13 protein-coding genes are annotated in these 18,053 nt (G+C 48.0%); 11 read left to right on the top strand and 2 right to left on the bottom strand.

The window, feature by feature from the left end:
- Positions 1 to 162 precede the first annotated feature (162 nt).
- The 7 genes from AC50X8_RS24660 (at position 163) to AC50X8_RS24630 (ending at position 10,741) form a co-directional block, all read left to right on the top strand.
- Positions 163 to 1,965 (top strand): sensor histidine kinase, encoded by a 1,803-nt coding sequence (locus AC50X8_RS24660; RefSeq protein WP_235533118.1) that lies wholly within the window; start codon positions 163 to 165, stop codon positions 1,963 to 1,965.
- Positions 1,958 to 3,565, top strand: a complete 1,608-nt coding sequence (locus AC50X8_RS24655; protein WP_494882088.1) for a response regulator transcription factor — start codon at positions 1,958 to 1,960, stop codon at positions 3,563 to 3,565. The genes AC50X8_RS24660 and AC50X8_RS24655 overlap by 8 nt, the downstream gene beginning before the upstream one ends.
- 110 nt (positions 3,566 to 3,675) lie before the next feature.
- Positions 3,676 to 5,121, top strand: coding sequence for a carbohydrate ABC transporter substrate-binding protein (locus AC50X8_RS24650; protein ID WP_494882086.1), 1,446 nt, complete (start codon positions 3,676 to 3,678; stop codon positions 5,119 to 5,121).
- 420 nt (positions 5,122 to 5,541) lie between these two features.
- Entirely contained in the window at positions 5,542 to 7,680 is a 2,139-nt protein-coding gene (locus AC50X8_RS24645) for a discoidin domain-containing protein (protein WP_494882084.1), read from the top strand.
- Positions 7,681 to 7,814: 134 nt separating this feature from the next.
- A complete protein-coding gene (locus AC50X8_RS24640; RefSeq protein WP_494882082.1) occupies positions 7,815 to 8,705 on the top strand; it encodes a carbohydrate ABC transporter permease in 891 nt (296 codons plus the stop codon).
- 1 nt (position 8,706) lies between these two features.
- Positions 8,707 to 9,546 carry a carbohydrate ABC transporter permease gene (locus AC50X8_RS24635; RefSeq protein ID WP_494882080.1) on the top strand — a complete coding sequence of 280 codons (840 nt, stop codon included), beginning with the start codon at positions 8,707 to 8,709 and terminating at the stop codon, positions 9,544 to 9,546.
- Positions 9,547 to 9,658: 112 nt separating this feature from the next.
- Complete coding sequence (locus AC50X8_RS24630) at positions 9,659 to 10,741, top strand: peptidylprolyl isomerase (RefSeq protein WP_494882078.1); 1,083 nt, start codon at positions 9,659 to 9,661, stop codon at positions 10,739 to 10,741.
- Between the two features lie 900 nt (positions 10,742 to 11,641).
- On the opposite strand, the gene AC50X8_RS24625 is transcribed toward AC50X8_RS24630, so the two are convergent.
- Positions 11,642 to 12,499: an SDR family oxidoreductase gene (locus tag AC50X8_RS24625; RefSeq protein ID WP_494862667.1), complete on the bottom strand. Its 858-nt coding sequence runs from the start codon at positions 12,497 to 12,499 to the stop codon at positions 11,642 to 11,644.
- Positions 12,500 to 12,655: 156 nt separating this feature from the next.
- Positions 12,656 to 13,072 carry an Rrf2 family transcriptional regulator gene (locus AC50X8_RS24620; protein ID WP_056033431.1) on the bottom strand — a complete coding sequence of 139 codons (417 nt, stop codon included), beginning with the start codon at positions 13,070 to 13,072 and terminating at the stop codon, positions 12,656 to 12,658.
- Positions 13,073 to 13,282: 210 nt separating this feature from the next.
- Between AC50X8_RS24620 and AC50X8_RS24615 the strand changes: the two genes are divergently transcribed.
- From AC50X8_RS24615 to AC50X8_RS24600, 4 genes are all read left to right on the top strand, one after another.
- Positions 13,283 to 14,449 carry a TerD family protein gene (locus tag AC50X8_RS24615; RefSeq protein ID WP_494882076.1) on the top strand — a complete coding sequence of 389 codons (1,167 nt, stop codon included), beginning with the start codon at positions 13,283 to 13,285 and terminating at the stop codon, positions 14,447 to 14,449.
- A gap of 474 nt (positions 14,450 to 14,923) precedes the next feature.
- On the top strand, positions 14,924 to 15,811 hold the full coding sequence (locus tag AC50X8_RS24610; protein WP_056033439.1) for a carbohydrate ABC transporter permease: 888 nt from the start codon (positions 14,924 to 14,926) through the stop codon (positions 15,809 to 15,811).
- Between the two features lie 18 nt (positions 15,812 to 15,829).
- Entirely contained in the window at positions 15,830 to 16,687 is an 858-nt protein-coding gene (locus tag AC50X8_RS24605) for a carbohydrate ABC transporter permease (protein WP_494862662.1), read from the top strand.
- Positions 16,688 to 16,743: 56 nt separating this feature from the next.
- Complete coding sequence (locus AC50X8_RS24600) at positions 16,744 to 18,018, top strand: ABC transporter substrate-binding protein (protein WP_056033446.1); 1,275 nt, start codon at positions 16,744 to 16,746, stop codon at positions 18,016 to 18,018.
- The last annotated feature ends 35 nt before the right edge of the window (positions 18,019 to 18,053 follow it).

The raw sequence follows: 18,053 nt of genomic DNA, 5'->3' as shown, positions 1-18,053 counted from the left end.
CTATAATAGTCGGTCGCCTTTTTTATTTCCTATTTTGGCACTCCCCAAAAAGTTATTGTTGTTTGGTTGTATAGACGGCTATGTCATTTGCCCTTAAGATAAAGCTATTCTATTCATGAATTAATGCACGCTTTGAGTTTGAGCAACAAACGGGGGTGTAGGATGAACGGAAATTTTAAGCTTAGCCCTATGCGGGCTTCCACATTTTTACGGAAATTATCTATTAAGCATCGACTATTAATTGCCTTCCTGATTACCTCGCTCCTGCCTGTCGTCTCCGTAGCACTTTATTCGAACCTTAGATATGAGGCGTCTATTTCAGAAAAACTAAGCACATCCACCCTTCAAGTGTTGTCCGAATCCGCGACGAATGCATCCAGAGAACTTGCGCAATACGAGACCCTTAGTGAATCCATTATTATAAACAGCCTGATACAAAGCGGGCTCCAGCATATGAACAGCATGACGGATTTTGAGAAATACGGCTTGCAGACCGATATTAAAGATGCTCTGGGGGAGCAAGTCTTTCGCCTAAGCAATATTTCGAATGTTGTGATTTTGACTAATGAGAGCGATATCTTTTTTGATCTGGGATATGAATGGTATCCGAAAAACCAAATCGCGGATTCCCTGCAAGGCATAACGGAAACGGCTGGCAACATAAAGTGGACGTATCTGCATTCCAACCGGGGCTCGGATAAAATTGCTTTGAGCCGCATTATTTTTTCCCAGGATAATCTGAATCAAACGTTGGGCTACCTCGTTATCGTCATTGATGAAAAGGTGTTCTCGCGCAATACTTTTGAGCATGTGGACCTTGGAAAAGGAGGCAGGCTCTACATTACGGATCATAGCGGCGTCGTCGTGTCCTCCGTGTCGTCTTCGATTCCCCATGGGCAGACGTATAACCAGCAAGAAGTATTTAGCGCCATGATGTCCAATGGGCCCAGCAAAACCTTTTATGCGAAAGTCGATGGGGAACGCGTACTTGTAGGCAGCGCCTATATCCGGTCAGCAGACTGGCATATGATTGGCCTGATTCCGCATTCGTATATCATTTCGGAGCTTTCTGCGATTAGAGGAAGCTTGCTGTATATTTGCTTGTTCATCCTGCTGCTAGCCGGACTGCTGGCCATGTGGATTTATCGCAGCATTAATCGGCCGATGCGCGATTTGCTCCAATATGCGACCCAAATTAAGCTTGGCAGGCTGGAAACCCGGCTCGGTCCGACACATTCCGACGAAATGGGGCGGTTATCCGAAACGATCAATCAAATGGTCGCACGGCTCAAAATGCTGATTTATCAAGTCGAAGAGGAGCAGCAGGCGAAGCGCGAGGCAGAGCTGAAGATGCTTCAAGCTCAAATCAATCCTCACTTTCTGTTCAACACGTTAAATTCCTTGAAATGGAGCGCAATGATGAGCGGGAACGAAAATGTGGAGCAAGGGATCGCGTCTTTATCCGAGCTGCTTCATAATACGATTTTGGATACGGAAGAAATGATTACGCTGGAGAAGGAAATCGACAACTTAATGCATTATGCCGTCATCCAGCGCATGAGATATGGCGACTCGTTTAAACTCGCATGCCGCATGAGCGATGATCAGCTTTATCAGTGCCAAGTTCCGCGCTTCATTCTTCAGCCGATTGTAGAAAATTCAATCTTGCATGCGGGCAGCGGGGAAGGCCGCAGAGTACATATTACCGTAGACGGCTCGATTAACGAGGGCAGGCTGCTGCTTCAAATTTCCGATGATGGCAAAGGCTTCGATATGGCCGAGGTGCAGGAGCGGAAGCATTCCCATGACAAGCTGTCAGGGATAGGGATGAGCAATGTAGAAGAGAGAATACGCCTTCATGTAGGAAAGCAATACGGGATTAAAATCTCAAGCGAGCCAGGTCGCGGGACGCAAACGTTAATCAGCTTGCCAATGACGATGAAGGAAGGGGTAGAACATGTATAAAGTCATTATCGTAGATGATGAGATGATCGTTCGTCATGCTGTCAAAACCATCATTAAATGGGAGGATAGCCGCTTCGAATACGCAGGCTCTGCTTCGAGCGGGGTATCGGCGATGGAGCTCGTAAGAAGAACCAAGGCGGATATCGTCATTACCGATATTAAAATGGCTGAAATGGATGGCCTTAAGCTGATTAAAAGCTTGCTGGCGGACGGATTTAAAGGCGAAGTTCTCGTCTTAAGCAACTATAATGATTTTGATCTCGTGCGCGAGGCGCTCAAGTTCGGCGCCTACGATTATATGCTCAAGCTTACGTTGAAGACCGAAACGTTTATGCAGACGCTTGAAGAAATGGCGGCTAAGCTGGATGCCAAACGGAGTTATTTTCAACCCCAGACAACGACTGTAGAGCAGGCCGATGATGAGCTGGCGCAGCTGTATGATTTGTTGAAAAAGCATGATCAAGCTGAGCAGCCTCAGCTGAACGGGAATATTTTTAATCAAAAGGAAAGGCAAGCGATCTCTCGGCTACAAGGCTTATGCTGTTATACATTTACGCTAAATATGCTAGAAGGCGAGCGCGCTAATCATCAGGTGATAGACTTTCATGAAACGTTAGAGAAGCTTGCCGAGGGGCTGTTCCCGAACAAGCATTTTTTATTTGTATTTCATCCCCGCCCGAACCGTTACACCTTAATCATCTCCACTCCCTTGCTCCAAAATATTGTCGATCCTGAAGAAATAGCCCAACGTTTGATTAAGCTGTCGGAAATGTATTATGGCCAAGTGATTAGCGTCATTTATGGGCAGCCAGCAACGTCATTTAAACATCTCATCGAGCAAATGAGCTTAAATAGGCAGGCCGAGGCGCTTCGCTTTTATACGGCGTATCAAGCAGGGTGCCAGTCCAATACCAGGCTAGCCGCAGATACGAATGAGCGGTTTCGTGAAGCAGAAGCCCAGCTGCGGGAGTGCTTGCGCGGCTCTGGCGATGGCGCGATTGAACGGTGGGTGGAAAAAGCTTTTTTATTAATGGAATCCGCCGCCGAGCATGGCATTCATTCGAAATCGCTGAAGCGCATAGTAGCAGGGGGCATTTGGGGGCTTTCTAATGCGGCAGCCTTGCAAATGGACACGCCTTGGAACGAGAAGGGCTGGATTGAAAAAGTCGAAGCAGCGGACTCTGATTCCAGCTTAAAGCTGATCATTAAAGAGCTTTCGGATGAAATTCTGGACTCTTTAGGACAAGGAGCGCAGCTTGCTGCATCCACTTCTACCTTGCGCCAGGAAATACGGCAAGCGTTGGCCTACTTAAATAAACATTTTGCGGATCGCGTGTCGATTTCGGATGTAGCCTCCTATGTGGGACTGTCTGAGCCGTATCTTTGCCAGCTGTTCAAGGCAGAAACGGGGAGCAGCATTTTGACCAGGCTCAATGAAATCCGCATGAACAGAGCCTATGACATGCTCCTGTCTGGCAAGTATCTCGTGAAGCAGGTTGCCATTGAGGTGGGCATTCCAGATCCGTTTTATTTTAATCGCCTATTTCGAAAACGCTACGGCCATCCCCCGAAAAATGTAAAAAGCATGCCGCCCGTCTAATCATGAAAATCTTAAAATTGTCCATACTCATCCGCTCTTTTGTTCATTTAGCGACGCTCCTTGCGAACTTATAATGAAGTTCATTACAAATGAAAGGGGTCACTAAATCAATGAAAAAAAACAATGGGTTTGCTTTTGCAGCTGTAGCGATCGCCCTTACTACGACGTTAGCCGGCTGCGGATCGGGCAACAGTCCGAGCAATGAAGCGACACCGCCATCCTCTGCCGCCCCATCGGCTTCGGATACAGCTGCTGCATCCCCGTCTGAGGGTGCTTCGCCAGCAAGCGGCAAAACGTTTGAAAATCCAGAGCTGGACGTTGCCGTCTTCCAAGGCGGCTATGGCCGGGAATTTTGGGATAGCGCTGCCGAGGCGTTTATGCAGGATTACCCCGGGACTAAAATCAACATTACCGCCAGCCCGAAAATCGGCGAGCTCATTCGGCCAAAAATCGTTGCGGGCAATCCGCCCGATTTTATGTACATTTCCGGCAGCGACAATACGCCGCTTGTGAACGGGCTGATTAAAGACAAAGCGCTGCTTGATTTGACGGAAGTATTCGAGGAATTGACGCCAGAGGGCACCCCGCTTAAGGATAAAATTCTCGATGGTGTTCTGAATTCCCGGGCAACGTCCCCGTATGATGATGGCAAAGTGTATTTGGCCCCTTATAACTTTGGCGTCATGGGCCTGTGGTATAACAAAGCGCTGTTTGAGGCGAAAGGGATGACGCCGCCTAAAACATGGGATGATTTCTTTGCGGCAAATGCGGCGGCTAAAGAGAATGGACGCGCTTTATTTACGTACCAAGGCATTTATCCAGGCTACCTGGAGGAAATGATCGTTCCTGCCATTTATGCAGCGGGCGGCATGGAAGCATTGAACCAATTTTTCGACTACGATCCTGAGTTTTGGAAAAGCGATACGTATAAGCAGGTATGGGGGCTTATGGAGAAAATTGCAACCGAAGACAATGCTTTGATGACGGGCACTGTTGCGCTTAACCACACTCAATCGCAGACTGCGTTCCTTCAAGGCAAAGCGATGTTTATTCCAAACGGCAGCTGGTTTGAGGATGAAATGAAGGATGCGCCGCGCGAGGAAGGGTTCAGCTTCGGTTATTTAGGCGTTCCTTCGTTTGGAGCAGACAAACCGGTATCGGCCCTGACGAATGTGGAAACGGTAGTCATTCCGGCGAAAGCTAAAAATCCAGAGCTTGCCAAAGAATTCCTCAAGTACTTGTACACGGATAAGATCGTTCAGCTCAATGGCGACAAGGCCAAAGCAGTTATGGCGGTCAAAGGCGCGCCGGATCTCGTTAAATCGTATATTACGGAGACGACCTACAACGTATATAAGGCGGCGGATGATGGCATGCTTGCGGTCAATGGCGCCTTTAAGCCGGTCGCTAAAGGCAGCAAATTCAACCCTAGTGATGAAGTCTATAAGCCATTTTCCTCGATTATGAGCAAGCAGATGACGTTGGATGAATATGCTGCCAAGCTGTATAAAGTGTATTCGGAAATTCAGAAGGAGCTGGAGGCTGCTGGAGCCTAACGGGCGGCAGATAGCATGTTGTAGGCGGCAGGCGGCAGGCGGGATGAGATGAGGGTTTACCTCAGGCTCATCCTTTTTTATATCTCATAATTCATAAACCTGAAGGATTTTATGATTTCCTGCATTTTTCGATGAACAGCTAAAAATCCTCTATATGAATCTGCCTTTTTGTTCATTTGGTTAACGCTCTTATGAATTTATACTGAAGCTCAACTGGCAAACCCAGCTTGTAGACCAGCTTGCGCTCCAAATGATGTGGCTTCGCCGTCTCATTCAAAGATCGACAGATTTTCGATTGGAGAGGGGCTGATGAGCATGTAGCGATATCTGGAAATGCAATATGAAAAAAAGGAAGGCAATCCATTGCTCCATTGTTCAGCTTTGCGTCTGAATCAAATACATGTGGGAGGAAGCAATAGAATGAAAAAACGCATGTCAGGCTTATTGGTATTGCTGATTTTATGTTCCTCTATTTTCATGATTGGGCCGGTAGCGGTAAGTGCAGCAAATACGACGTATTATATTGATTCTGCTGGTGGGAATGATGCGAATAATGGCACCTCGACCACTACTGCTTGGAAAACGCTAACGAAAGTGAATGCGACGACGTTCCAGCCGGGTGACCAAATTTTGTTTAAATCGGGCGGGGTATGGAACGGGCAGCTGTGGCCTAAAGGCTCAGGAGCAGCAGGGTCTCCTATCAAAATCGATAAATATGGCGGAACCGCAAAGCCGATTATTAACGGTGGCGGAACGCAGAGGGATTATCAAGCGACGGGCGCCGTCATGCTGCGCAACCAGCAGTATTGGGAAATCAGCAATCTTGAAGTGACGAATGACGACAACTTTAACGTAGATTTAGTAACGACTACTTATGCAAACAGCAAGCCCACCAACATAAGAGACGGCATTCTGGTTGTGCTGGATACGAATCAAGTGGCGGCAGGCGGCGACACGATCATGGATCATATTTATATTCATGATAATTACGTGCATGATGTCGATAGCCCGAACGAATGGCCGAACCAGTATGGCAACGCCTCGTTCAATGGCGGCATTATGTTTTATGTCATTGGCGCTTTAAAGGCCAACATGACGTTCAATGATGTCAGGATTGAAAATAACACCATCGAGAAGGTCGATCTGCTCGCCATTGCCAATTTCAATTACACGACGACAACGGCGTTCCAAGACGAAATCGAACCGTATAACTTGTGGCAAACGAATATTTATATCGGACACAACTACATGCGCAATATAGGCCAAGGCGCAATTGATGTATGTGATGCGAAGGGGGCAATAATCGAATACAACGTCGTAGATGGCTGGTCCAAGCGCTATAACGCGGAAAGCGCAGGCATTTATCCGTGGAAATCTCAAAATGTAACGTTCCAAAACAACGAGGTTTACGGCGGGCCGACGACGACGGGGGCGAATAACGGAGATGGAACCGCCTTTGATTTTGATTCGCCCAACAGCAATATCGTCTATCAATTCAACTATACCCATAACAACCCCATGGGCTGGATGTCTTATCTGGGCCGAAGCAGCAATAATATTGCCAGATACAACATCAGTGACGATAACGCTGCCTATTTAATCAAGTTTGGCTGGTTCGACGTCGATAGCTCGGCTGCGTATTTCCTGAACAACGTCTTTATTTATAACGGCGGCGTAACGAAATTTACGAATTCCAACGCTAACCTTGCCTCTACTTATTTCAAAAGTGTGCCGTATTATTTTTACAATAACGTTTTTTATGACAAAAACACCCCTTCCTCCAGCTTTTGGCCGAGCAGCTCCGGCAGCTATGGAACGGCTGTATTTAGAAACAATGCGTTTTATGTAACTACCGACAGCCATGCGGCTGGCGAACCGAATGATCCGGCGAAGGTGATTGCACCGCCTCAAATGGTTAACCCGGGGCAAGCGCCGACTTTAGGAGCCAATGGCTTTACAAGCGGCGCAACCGTATGGGATGGCTACAAGCTGCAAGCCACTTCTCCACTCATAAATGCCGGTTATAATGTTCCGCAATTAGGAACGACCGATTTTTATGGAAATGCCTTATTTAATGGGGCAGCTCCGGATATTGGCGCTTTTGAATCGACCGTCATAGGCGGCGGAGGCGGTGGACCGACATCAGTCACGGTAGGTGGAACGGTAACGGCGAGCTCCACAAGCAGCCCGTCAGGAGAAGAGAAGGAGAAGGCCTTCGATGCGAATATTTCAACCAAATGGCTCATCACAACCGGAACAGGCTGGATTCAGTACAAATTTGTAACCGGTGTCTCCCATATCGTGACCTCGTATGCGATAACGTCCGCTAACGATGTGCCGGCGAGGGACCCGAAAAACTGGACGCTGCAAGGCTCGAACGACGGAACGAACTGGACGACGCTGGATACGCGCACGAATGAAGCATTTGCCACCCGTTTCTTGACTAAGACGTATACGTTCAGCAATTCAACTGCTTACTCGTATTATCGCTTGAATGTAACGGCGAATAGCGGCGGTGCAGCACAGCTGCAGCTCGCTGAAATTGGTTTGTTTACGTAAAAAAAGAAGACGTGGGCCGCTGTTTGCTATTTGAATGGCGGCCTCTGCAAATCGATCATAAGCCCGGTATAGACCATTGTGCAGCTATAAGCCTGCAAGCATGAGCGTATCACCTGTGGCAGGGGGAAGGAATGATGATGTTGACTATGAAAACAAAAAGAACCTTTTTCATCCTCGTATGTTTATTGCCAGGACTGTTGCTATTCTCTTTGTTTAAGGTGTATCCTACGTTTCAAATTTTTCAAAAGTCGCTGTACCTGTGGACGGGGTTAAGTGATGAGCCGAAATATATCGGGCTTAAAAATTTTACGGATATGCTTCACGATGAGACGTTCCTGCTGTCCATGCGCAATACGGGCTTCTTAATGCTGGTCGTGCCGATTATTACGATTATGATCGCTTTAATTAATGCCTCTATCTTAACGCAATCGAAGCTCAAGGAACGCGGCTTTTACCGCACCGTTTTCTTTTTCCCAAGCATTCTTTCGTTCGTTGTTATCGCTATCCTGTGGTCCTTTATTTATCACCCTACGATGGGCTTTGTGAACACTGGCCTAGAGATGATTGGACTTGGGGAGTGGGCGAAGCCGTGGCTGGGCGATCAGCGCACCGTCCTTTGGGCATTGGCTATTACCTTGATCTGGCAGGCGGCCGGGTATTACATGGTCATGTATATGGCAGGGATCGACAGCATTTCGCCGGAGCTTTATGAAGCTGCCGACCTTGATGGGGCAACCCGCATACAGCAATTTTTCCGCATTACGATTCCGATGCTGTGGGAGATTATTCGCGTCACGATTATTTTCAGCATTAATGGGGTCCTTAGCATTAGCTTTATCATTGTTTCGATTATGACGGGGGGCGGGCCCGATCGGCATTCGGAAGTTGTGATGACTTATTTATATGCCCAAGCTTTCACGAACTCGAATTTTGGCTATGCGATGGCGATCGGGGTTGTCGTATTTGTCATTTCGATGCTGCTCGCGCTTGTGAGCAATAAATTAACGGAAAGGGGATCGTATTAACATGCCCGCTTTGACAGCCATTCCGGGGAAAATCGTTCTTCGCCTCTTTCTGCTCGTGCAGGCGCTCTTAGTCGTCTATCCGCTTGTATGGAATGTACTGGCGTCCTTCAAAACCAATACGGAGGTTATGGAAAGCCCTTGGCGGCTGCCGTCGAGCCTAAATTGGAGCAATTACGTTCATGCTTTTACGACGGCGAAAATGGGCGACTACATGATCAACTCCGTTATTATCGTTCTATTATCGATGGCGGTGCTGCTGCTTGCAGCGGTTCCCTCTGCCTATGTGCTGGGACGAATGAAATTCCGCTTGCGTGGATTTATATCGCAATTTTATATGGCGGGGCTGTTTATTGGGGGCGTCTACATTATTGTGCCACTGTTCATTTTAATGAATGAATGGCATATGCTCGATAATCGCTTTTGGTTAAGCACCGTTTATGCGACAGGCAGCTTGCCGTTTTCTATTTATTTGCTTACCGGCTTCATGAAGTCAATTCCGCACGATTACGAGGAAGCGGCCATGATGGATGGCTGCAGCTATTTTGGCATTTTGCTGCGCATTATTGTGCCGATGGCCCGGCCGGGCATTATTACGCTGACTGTCTTCAGCTTCTTCGACTTTTGGAATGAATACGTGCTGGCGATGACCTTCATTACGAGCGATAGCAAGAAGACGATTCCGGTTGGCTTGTCTAATCTGATGCAAATCCAGCAATTTGCTACCGATTGGGGCTCCCTTTTCGCCGGCCTAGTCATTGTGCTTGCGCCAACCATTCTCGTGTACGCGCTGCTGCAAAAAAAATTAACGAATGGCATGTCGCTTGGCGGAGTGAAGGGCTGAGTGAAGGGCCGAGTGAAAGGCGGAGTGAAAGGCCGAATGAAAGGTCAAGGGAAAAGCGGAGCGCAGCTTTAACTGAGTGGAGCAGGGGATCGGATGCGAATGGAGGAGAAGGATGAATCGGAGAGGGTCTAACCAAATGCTTTTCAACACGGCTAAGTCTCGAATTGTGCTATTCGCTGTCGTTATTGGAGTAGTGGCGGTTATTTCAGTCGCAGGGTTCGCAGCCTTGTTGCCCTCCGAGCCTCAAGGAGAGGAGATCATCCTAGAGGTGGGTGGCTTGCCTGTCACCGAAGCCGAGTTTCTGCTTTATATGGAGAAGGAAAAAGGGGCCGTCACCAACTATTTCAACGTAACCTATGGGGCCGAAGATAGTGAAGCCTACTGGACGGAAACGTTCGGAGAAGAGCGTCCGATTGATAAGCTTAGACAGCAAGCAATGGACGAGGCTGTCAAAGGAAAAACCTTGCAGCTGCTGGCCGTAGAGCATGGGCTTGTGGCAGACAGCTCCTTTCGAAGCTTCGTTGAACGTTGGGAGAAAAACAATGCAGAGCGGGGCGAAAGCAAAGAGCAGGGGAAGGCAATTTTTGGCCTGGCCCAATACGATCTCAGCCAATATTATTTCTACTCCTTAAGCCAATTAAGGCTGGACCTTGAGGAGAAGCTGGGAGAAGGGGCATTAAAGGTAACGAAGGACGAAGTGAAGGACCGTTATCAATTCCATGCTGCAAAGTTTGAAAATCAAATCCAAATTACCTTTAATGAACTGTCCGTCTCCTACAGCAAGGAAGAACGGGAAGCGGCAGGCGAGAAAATAAAGCTGGCTCTTAAGCAGCTAGACTCCGGCACGCCTTTTGCGGAAGTGGGGAGGAAGTACGGCAAAGACGGCATACGCCAGAGCTCGCTCGTTCTAGAGCAGCAAGCCTCTCCGCTCAAGGCCGACACCTTGCTGAAGCAGGCTGCTGAAACATTAAAGGTTGGCGAGCATTCTGCCATTATTGATCAGGGCAGCAGCTTCTCCATTATTCAGCTGATCGACAAAAATGAACAGTATGCGGTTCCCCTTGCGAGCCTGGAGTCCCAGCTGCAAAGCGAAGTGCTTCATCATAAATTCGAGCGTTATTTTGAGGAAAAGGTAAAAGCGGTGGACATTACGGTAAATCAAGAGGCCTTTGATCGGTTGAAGGCAGGAGCGTGAACAGCCAAATAGGAGTAGGAACAGCTGCGAAAGGACATGAACAGCCAGAAAGGAGTAGGAACAGCCGCGAAAGGACATGAATAGCCAGAAAGGAGTAGGAACAGCCGCGAAGGGACATGGATAGCCAGACAGGAGTAGGAACAGCCGCGAAGGGACATGGATAGCCGCACAGGAGCATGAATTGCTAAACAGGAACATGAACAGCCACACAGGTGTTTAAAACGCCAAATAGGAGCACGGACAGCCAAACTTGAGTAACTAGGTGTGTATGTAAACCGGAGCTGGGGTGCAACTCCTTGCTGCGTGTTTATTCAAGACTAATCTCATCTGATGATTCAAGGAAAGGGGAACCTTAATTTGCGATTGTAACTGAGAGCACTGTAGCTCAGAGCGCTTTAGCTGAAGCACTGTAGCTGAGAGCACTGTAGCTGAGAGCAAGTTAGCTGAAGCACTGTAGTTGAGAATTCGAAGCTCGGGATGCTCACTGCTTTTTTGGAGGACTGAGGTTCCGCTATTCTGGCTTTTGACCCGATTTCTGGCCTTAAGCGGACAGGAAATCCGTTATTGCCCTCCGTACCCCGCCAAAATGGCCGATTGTGGAGCATTAGCGTCTCCTGAGTCCGCAGCCTGTGCCATAACCCTGATTTTGTTAAAATAGCGTCTGCTGTGTCCGCCGAGTCTAGCTTTGTGCCGGGTGCAAACCCCGAATCCCCGAATCCCTGAAACGAAGAGCATGAAGCTGCCTTTCGGTATGTATGATCGCCTTGACAAGGGGGGCACATATCCAAGTCCGGTTTCAAGCCGTTGTATTTAAAACGAGGCTGTCCGGAGGTCATTTCTGACCTTTCGAGACAGCCTCGCTTCATTTTTTACCATAAATATCCTATTATCCGCGATAGCTTAACGTCCAGATAGAGCTGTAACAAATGCGCTCAAAGGAGCAGCCGGACGTCCAAGCAGCGTTTCCAGATCATTGCTCTCTACATCGAGGGAGCCTTCACGGATTGCGCCTTGCATATCCACAAACATCGCTACGACAAAATCAGGCAATCCGGCTTGAGTCAATGCTTGGCCGAATGCAGCATCGTCTACATCCACGACGTTGATCTCTTTGCCCAATGCTTCGCCAGTGATAGCTGCCAGCTCAGCTTGCGTACGAGGCTTGCCCGACAGCTCGTAAACGGTATTGTCATGTCCTTCGCCAGCTAGAACAGCCGCCGCCGCTTCGGCATAATCACTGCGCAAGGCCCAGCCTGTGCGAGCAGTTCCTGCGGCATTCAGCCATGGAGCGCCATGAATGGCGCCCTGCACGCTGCCTGCTTCGTTTTCAACATACCAATTGTTCCGCAGCAGCGAATAGGGAATGCCCGTCGCCAGAATGGCTGCTTCCGCAGCGCGATGTACTTCTGCGAGCGAAAGCGTGCTCTTATCGGCTTTGGCAACACTTGTATAAGCGATGAAGCCTACGCCTGCTTTTTTAGCTGCATCGATAGCAGCTTGATGCTGGCGAATACGCGTAGCATTATCTGCATCAGCGGAAACGATCAACAAACGGTCTACACCGGCAAAAGCTTTATCAAGGGTTTCGGGCTGATCGAAATCACCGTAGCGAACGTCAACGCCTAGTGCCTGCAAATGCGCGGCTTTTTCTGGTGTACGCACACTTACCGCGAGCTGTTCAGCGGGCAGCTTTTTCAACAGGGAATCGATTACGTGAGAGCCAAATTGTCCAGTTGCGCCAGTTACTAAAATTTTCATGATTCATTCCTCCATTAGGTGGTTTTGTGTGTAATAAAACGGAACTCCACTATCGAATTCCCCTTGTAGCCTAGATTTATTTACTATTGAAACTTTCAATGTTATAACTCAAGTGGTTACAACGAGCGCGTAAAAAAGCTGCTGCATGAGCTTTTTTCATCCTACTTGTCCCATCATCTTCGCGATGCTCACGCTGCTCAATTTCTGCTCCATAGCAGCTTGGGCTTCAGCCAGTTCTGCCGTAAGCGAGGCTTCAATGGTTCTGCCTACAGGGCAGCGCGGACTAGAATTTTGATGAAAATTGAACAAGGGCCCCTCATCAATGACTTCAACCGCATGATACACTTCCAATAAGCTAATAGATGCGGGGTCTTTCAAAAGAGTAGCACCCCCAACACCGGGCCGGACGCTAATCAAGCGGGCTTTTTTCAGCTGGGCCATAATTCTTCGGATGACGACGGGATTCGTATTCACGCTGCCAGCAATAATATCCCCTGTGCAATCTCCCGGCATAACAGCAATCAATGTCAAAATATGGACTCCCATCGAGAAGCGGCTGCTGAGTTGTTTCATTGTTATCACCACCGTTGTAACTATCATAGTTACTTCTGAGCAGAAAGTCAATCCTGTTATTTTATTTTTTGTGTTTGGTTCATTGCTTTTGGATGACTTGGGTGAAGAGAAATCTAAGAAGCTGTTACGATGTCTATAGTCATTAATTCGTGTGATATACTAAAAATGTGTCATTTTGTAAAATAGGAGATTGATAAGGAGGGGTTATCCATGATCCTCACAAAAGGTCAAAAAATCGATGTTACAAAAGGCCGCGGGATTACTGATATTGCAATTGGACTTTCTTGGCAGGCGGCAGATCCAGCAATTGATATAAATGCATCAGCCTTTCTCTTAAATCAAGCAGGTGTATGTGCCCAGGATGAAGATATGATCTTCTACAATCAACAGTCCAGCCGGCAGCATGCCGTTGCACACTCAGGTCCGGCGAATGGTGATCGAGAGCTTATAAAAATATCGGTAGGAAAGATACCGAGTGATATACATAAAATCGCGGTAACACTCACCATTCATGATGGGGAATTGTACGGCCAAGCCTTTTCGCAAGTTCGCAGCGCCGTAGGGCGAATCTATAACCCGATCAACGGAGAAGAGATAGGAAGATTTAACTTCGGAGAAGGCCTTAGCAAAGAAACAGCCATCGTTGTTGGCGAATTTTATCTCCATAAAGGGGAGTGGAAGTTTAGCGCCGTCGGAAGCGGTTTTGAGGGAGGGCTCGCCGCCCTTGTTAGCAACTTTGGACTCAAGGTATCGAGCGAATCACTTGCGGAAGTGGCTGCCGCTGCCGAGCCCGTCGTTTCCCCCGCAAAGCCACACCAACTGCTAAAAGTAGAGCTCAAGAAGAAAGAAAGCATTAACATTCAAAAGTCGGCCAAGGTTACGGCGACTCTGGAATGGCAAACGGATAAGGATTTGGATTTGTATTGTTTTTATGTAACAAAGGACAGGCAGGTTGGCAAAATCTATTATCGCAACCTTGGATCGCCTCATACTGCTCCGTACATTCAACTGGATGGGGATGCTGCGGGACATGGTAAAGAAACGATTGTCATTCATCGGCCGGAAGCGTTAAAATTCGTTTTATTTGCCGCCTATAGCGCAATAAGCAATGGGTCGGGTAGCTTTAAATCGATGAAGGTTCGCGCAGTTGTTGATAATCATCAGGGCCAAACCGTAACAGCACCACTTCTCGAGAAAAACGATTACGCCTATTGGGTAGCAATTGCCCACATCGATCTCACAGATGCCAAGCAAATGCGAGTCAGTCACGTTGAAAAATATTCCAAAGACGGGGTGGAGCGCAGTCCGCTTCTTTATGAAAAAGGTGATTTTAAAATGGATGTTGGCCCAGAAGAGTTTAAGGATGATTGGGACTGAGGTTCCGCTATTCTGGCTTTTTATGCGATTTCGGGCAGTATGCGGACAGGAGATCCGTTATCGTCCTCATTATCCCTTCAAAATGGTGATTGGCATCGCAATAGCTGCTCCTGAGTCCGCGAACTATGCCATAACCCGTTATTCGATAGAAATAGGGTCTTCTGTGTCCACCAAGCCTATCGATCGGGAATACGTTTGACGCGGGCTGCTTCTAGCAGGATTTGGGGGTATTATGTTCCCATTCACGTCCTACTACAATAGTCGGCACAAACTAAAAGCTTCCTCTCAAAAGAACCGCATTCAGACGAATGCGGTTTTTTTGTTTTATTCCATCGCCCGACCGGACGAACCAATGAAAGTGCTATTTTACCTAATCAACGTGTCATTACAATGATTTATGTCATTGATAAAATAATGAAAACGGATACAACGCAACAGGCATCATGCGCATTAAGCTAGGAGAGGGTGTTACGGATGAACGAGACAGGCGTCAGACGCTTGGGCAGCAGACTGTTTTTCATGGGTCCCGCGCTGTTGATTTTTTTGGCAATCGTAGTTGTGCCGATCAGTATGAGCATTTATTATAGCTTCTTCCAATGGGACGGAGTTTCGGCAAAGATTTTTAATGGAGGGGACAATTTCAATCGGCTGATTCATGATCCGATTCTATGGACCTCGCTCAAAAATTCCGTGTACTTAACTTTGGGAGCGCTTTTAATTCAGCTGCCTGTCGGTTTGTTCTTTGCCATTGTGCTTAGCTACAAGCTGAGAGGGTCGAATTTTTTGAAAACGATTTATTTCACGCCGGTTATGCTGTCTACAGCCGTGCTTGGCATTTTGTGGGGGCAAATTTACGACCCGAATTTCGGGCTGCTGAATAATTTGCTTATGCAGCTTGGGCTCGACAACTGGGCACATGCCTGGCTCGGAGAGGAAGCGACGGCGCTAGGGTCGGTAATCGCAGTTGTTGCTTGGCAGTTTATCGGCTTTTATATTATCGTCTATTTCGGAGCGCTTCAGGGCATTTCCGAAGAGGTGCTGGAATCGGCACGAGTAGAGGGCGCAGGAGAGTGGAGAATTATTTTCAGCATCCAAATCCCGCTGATCTGGCCGACCATTACGTTCACGGTGCTGAACTGTGTGATTAATTCTTTGAAATATTTCGACCTGATTTATATTATGACGGGCGGCGGGCCGAATAATAGCAGTGAAGTGCTAGCAAGCTATATGATGAAAAATGCATTCCGCATGATGGACTTCGGATATGGCAGCACCATCTCTACTTTCCTGCTGCTGTTCGGGCTGTGCCTCGCATTTATTATTTCCAAGCTTCTGAGCCGTACAGGCGCCAGATTCGAATAAGAGAAAGGAGAGATGAAGGTGAGCGCGACTCAAACAATGCAGCCGGCGGGGACGCGTGGCAAAGGTTTTTCCCGATTGCTGCTGTATGTGCTGTTACTGGTGCATCTCGTATTTACAGGATATCCGTTCGTATGGATGGTCATTTCCTCATTCAAAACCAACAAAGAGTATTTCGCCAACCCTTGGGGGCTGCCGGAATCGTGGCATTTCGATAATTTTGTGCAGGCCTGGAACCAAGGAATCAACGGCTATTTGTTCAACAGCTTGTACATTACTTTCTTCTCGGTTATCGGGCTGCTGGTCGTATCGACGCTGATTGGCTTTTACTTATCGATTCGGCCGTTTAAAGGCTCGAAGCTGCTGCTGGGGGCATTTTTTCTCGGCATGATGATTCCGATCCACAGCACCTTGATTCCATTGTTTACGATGGCGAACAAGCTGGGCATGTATGATTCGTTCTGGGCGTTGTTTTTCCCTTATGTCGCCTTTAATCTTCCGGTCGCTGTCTTTATTGCCCATGGTTTCTTTCAAGGGGTGCCGAAGGAGCTGGAGGAGGCGGCCATGATTGACGGCTGCTCGATCTACCAGACGTTTTTCAAAGTGTATTTTCCAATTGCGAAGCCTGTGCTGGCGACGATTACGATTCTTTCCTTTTTCAACATTATGAATGATTTCGTCTTTCCGCTCGTTATGGTATCCAAAGAATCGCTCAAAACACTGCCGCTCGGCCTTATGATGTTCAAAGGCAACTTCAGTGCCGATTATTCGCTCATCAGCGCGGCATTGGTCATTACGACAGCTCCGATCATTATTTTATATATGTTTCTGCAAAAGTATATTCAAAAGGGGGTTGTAGCGGGCTCGGTTAAAGGTTGATCGAAACATCTATTTATGAGCTGCGGCATTCGACACTATTCAAGGGGGAAACAAACATGAAAAAGGGTCTTATTTTATTGTTGGCAATGATGATGGTAGTAATGGCAGGCTGCTCTAACGCCGGAAACAAGGCGGAAGGCGAAGCGACGGAGGCAGCATCGGGCGATGTAACGAAGCTGACCATGTGGAGCATGGAGACGAGAAACAAAGATATTATTGAAAAGTCGATCAAGCAATTCAACGATGAGCATCCAAATGTTGAGCTTACGGCTGAGTTTTTTGAAGACGAGGCTTTGAAAACAAAAATGAAAGTAGCCATTACAGGCAACCAGGTGCCGGATATTATTACGTATTGGAGCGGTGAAACTTTCGACACGCTCGTATCCAACAGCATGCTGGGCGATATTACCGAGCCGCTTAACAAGGATGAAGCATTCAAAAACGATGTGCTTAACGGCGGATTGGAAACGTTCTCTTACGACGGCAAAAACTACGGTATTCCCGTTCTGTTCAGCGGAGTATCCCTGTGGTACAACAAGCAAATTTTTGAGGAAAATGGCCTGACTCCTCCGACAACCTACGCGGAGCTGCTAAGCGTTGTAGACCAACTGAACGCTAAAAATATCGTTCCGATTACAGTTGCAGGCAAAGACCGCTGGCCGGTTCTGCACTGGTTCTCTTATCTGGCACAGCGCATCGGCGGCATGGAGCCGTTCGAGAAAGCGAAAAAAGGCGAAGCCGATTTCACTCAGGACAGCTTTGTGAAAGCGGGCGAAATGCTGCGTGAGCTTGCTGTCGATCATAAAGGCTTCATCAATGGCTTCCTTGGCCTTGATTATGCAGCGGCGGAATCACTGTTCACGAACGGCAAAGCTGCGATGTATTTGCAAGGCGAATGGGCAATGAACTCCTTCCTGGATGGCGACTTTGCCGATAAAGTAGGCTTTGTGCCATTCCCGACAGTTGATGGCGGCCAAGGCGGCATTAACATTTACCAAGGCGGCTTCGGCGCCGGCATGGCGATTTCTTCGAAGACGAACCAAGAAGCTGCTTATGAGGCGATCCGTTTCCTCACAGACTCGCTGCAACGGAAAGAAATTAACGAGGGCGCGAACATCAGCCCGATGAAAAACCCTGGACTTGACGAGGCGAAAATGAACCCGCTGGCGTTTGCCTACGACAGCTCGATCAGCAGCAGCCTGGAAGGCTTCTTCAGCTACTACGACCAAGCGCTTGACGCGAAGCGTGCGGAGCAGTTTTTGAACTCGGTCGGTGCGATCGTCGGTCAAAACGCAAGCAGCGTAAAAGACGAGCTGGCGAAAATCAAGTAATAGCAGCTAGAACTTACGAGACAGGAGGCGTTTAC

This window comes from Paenibacillus sp. JT22N15 (assembly GCF_059383755.1).
This window is presented reverse-complemented; position numbering and strand designations above follow the sequence as displayed.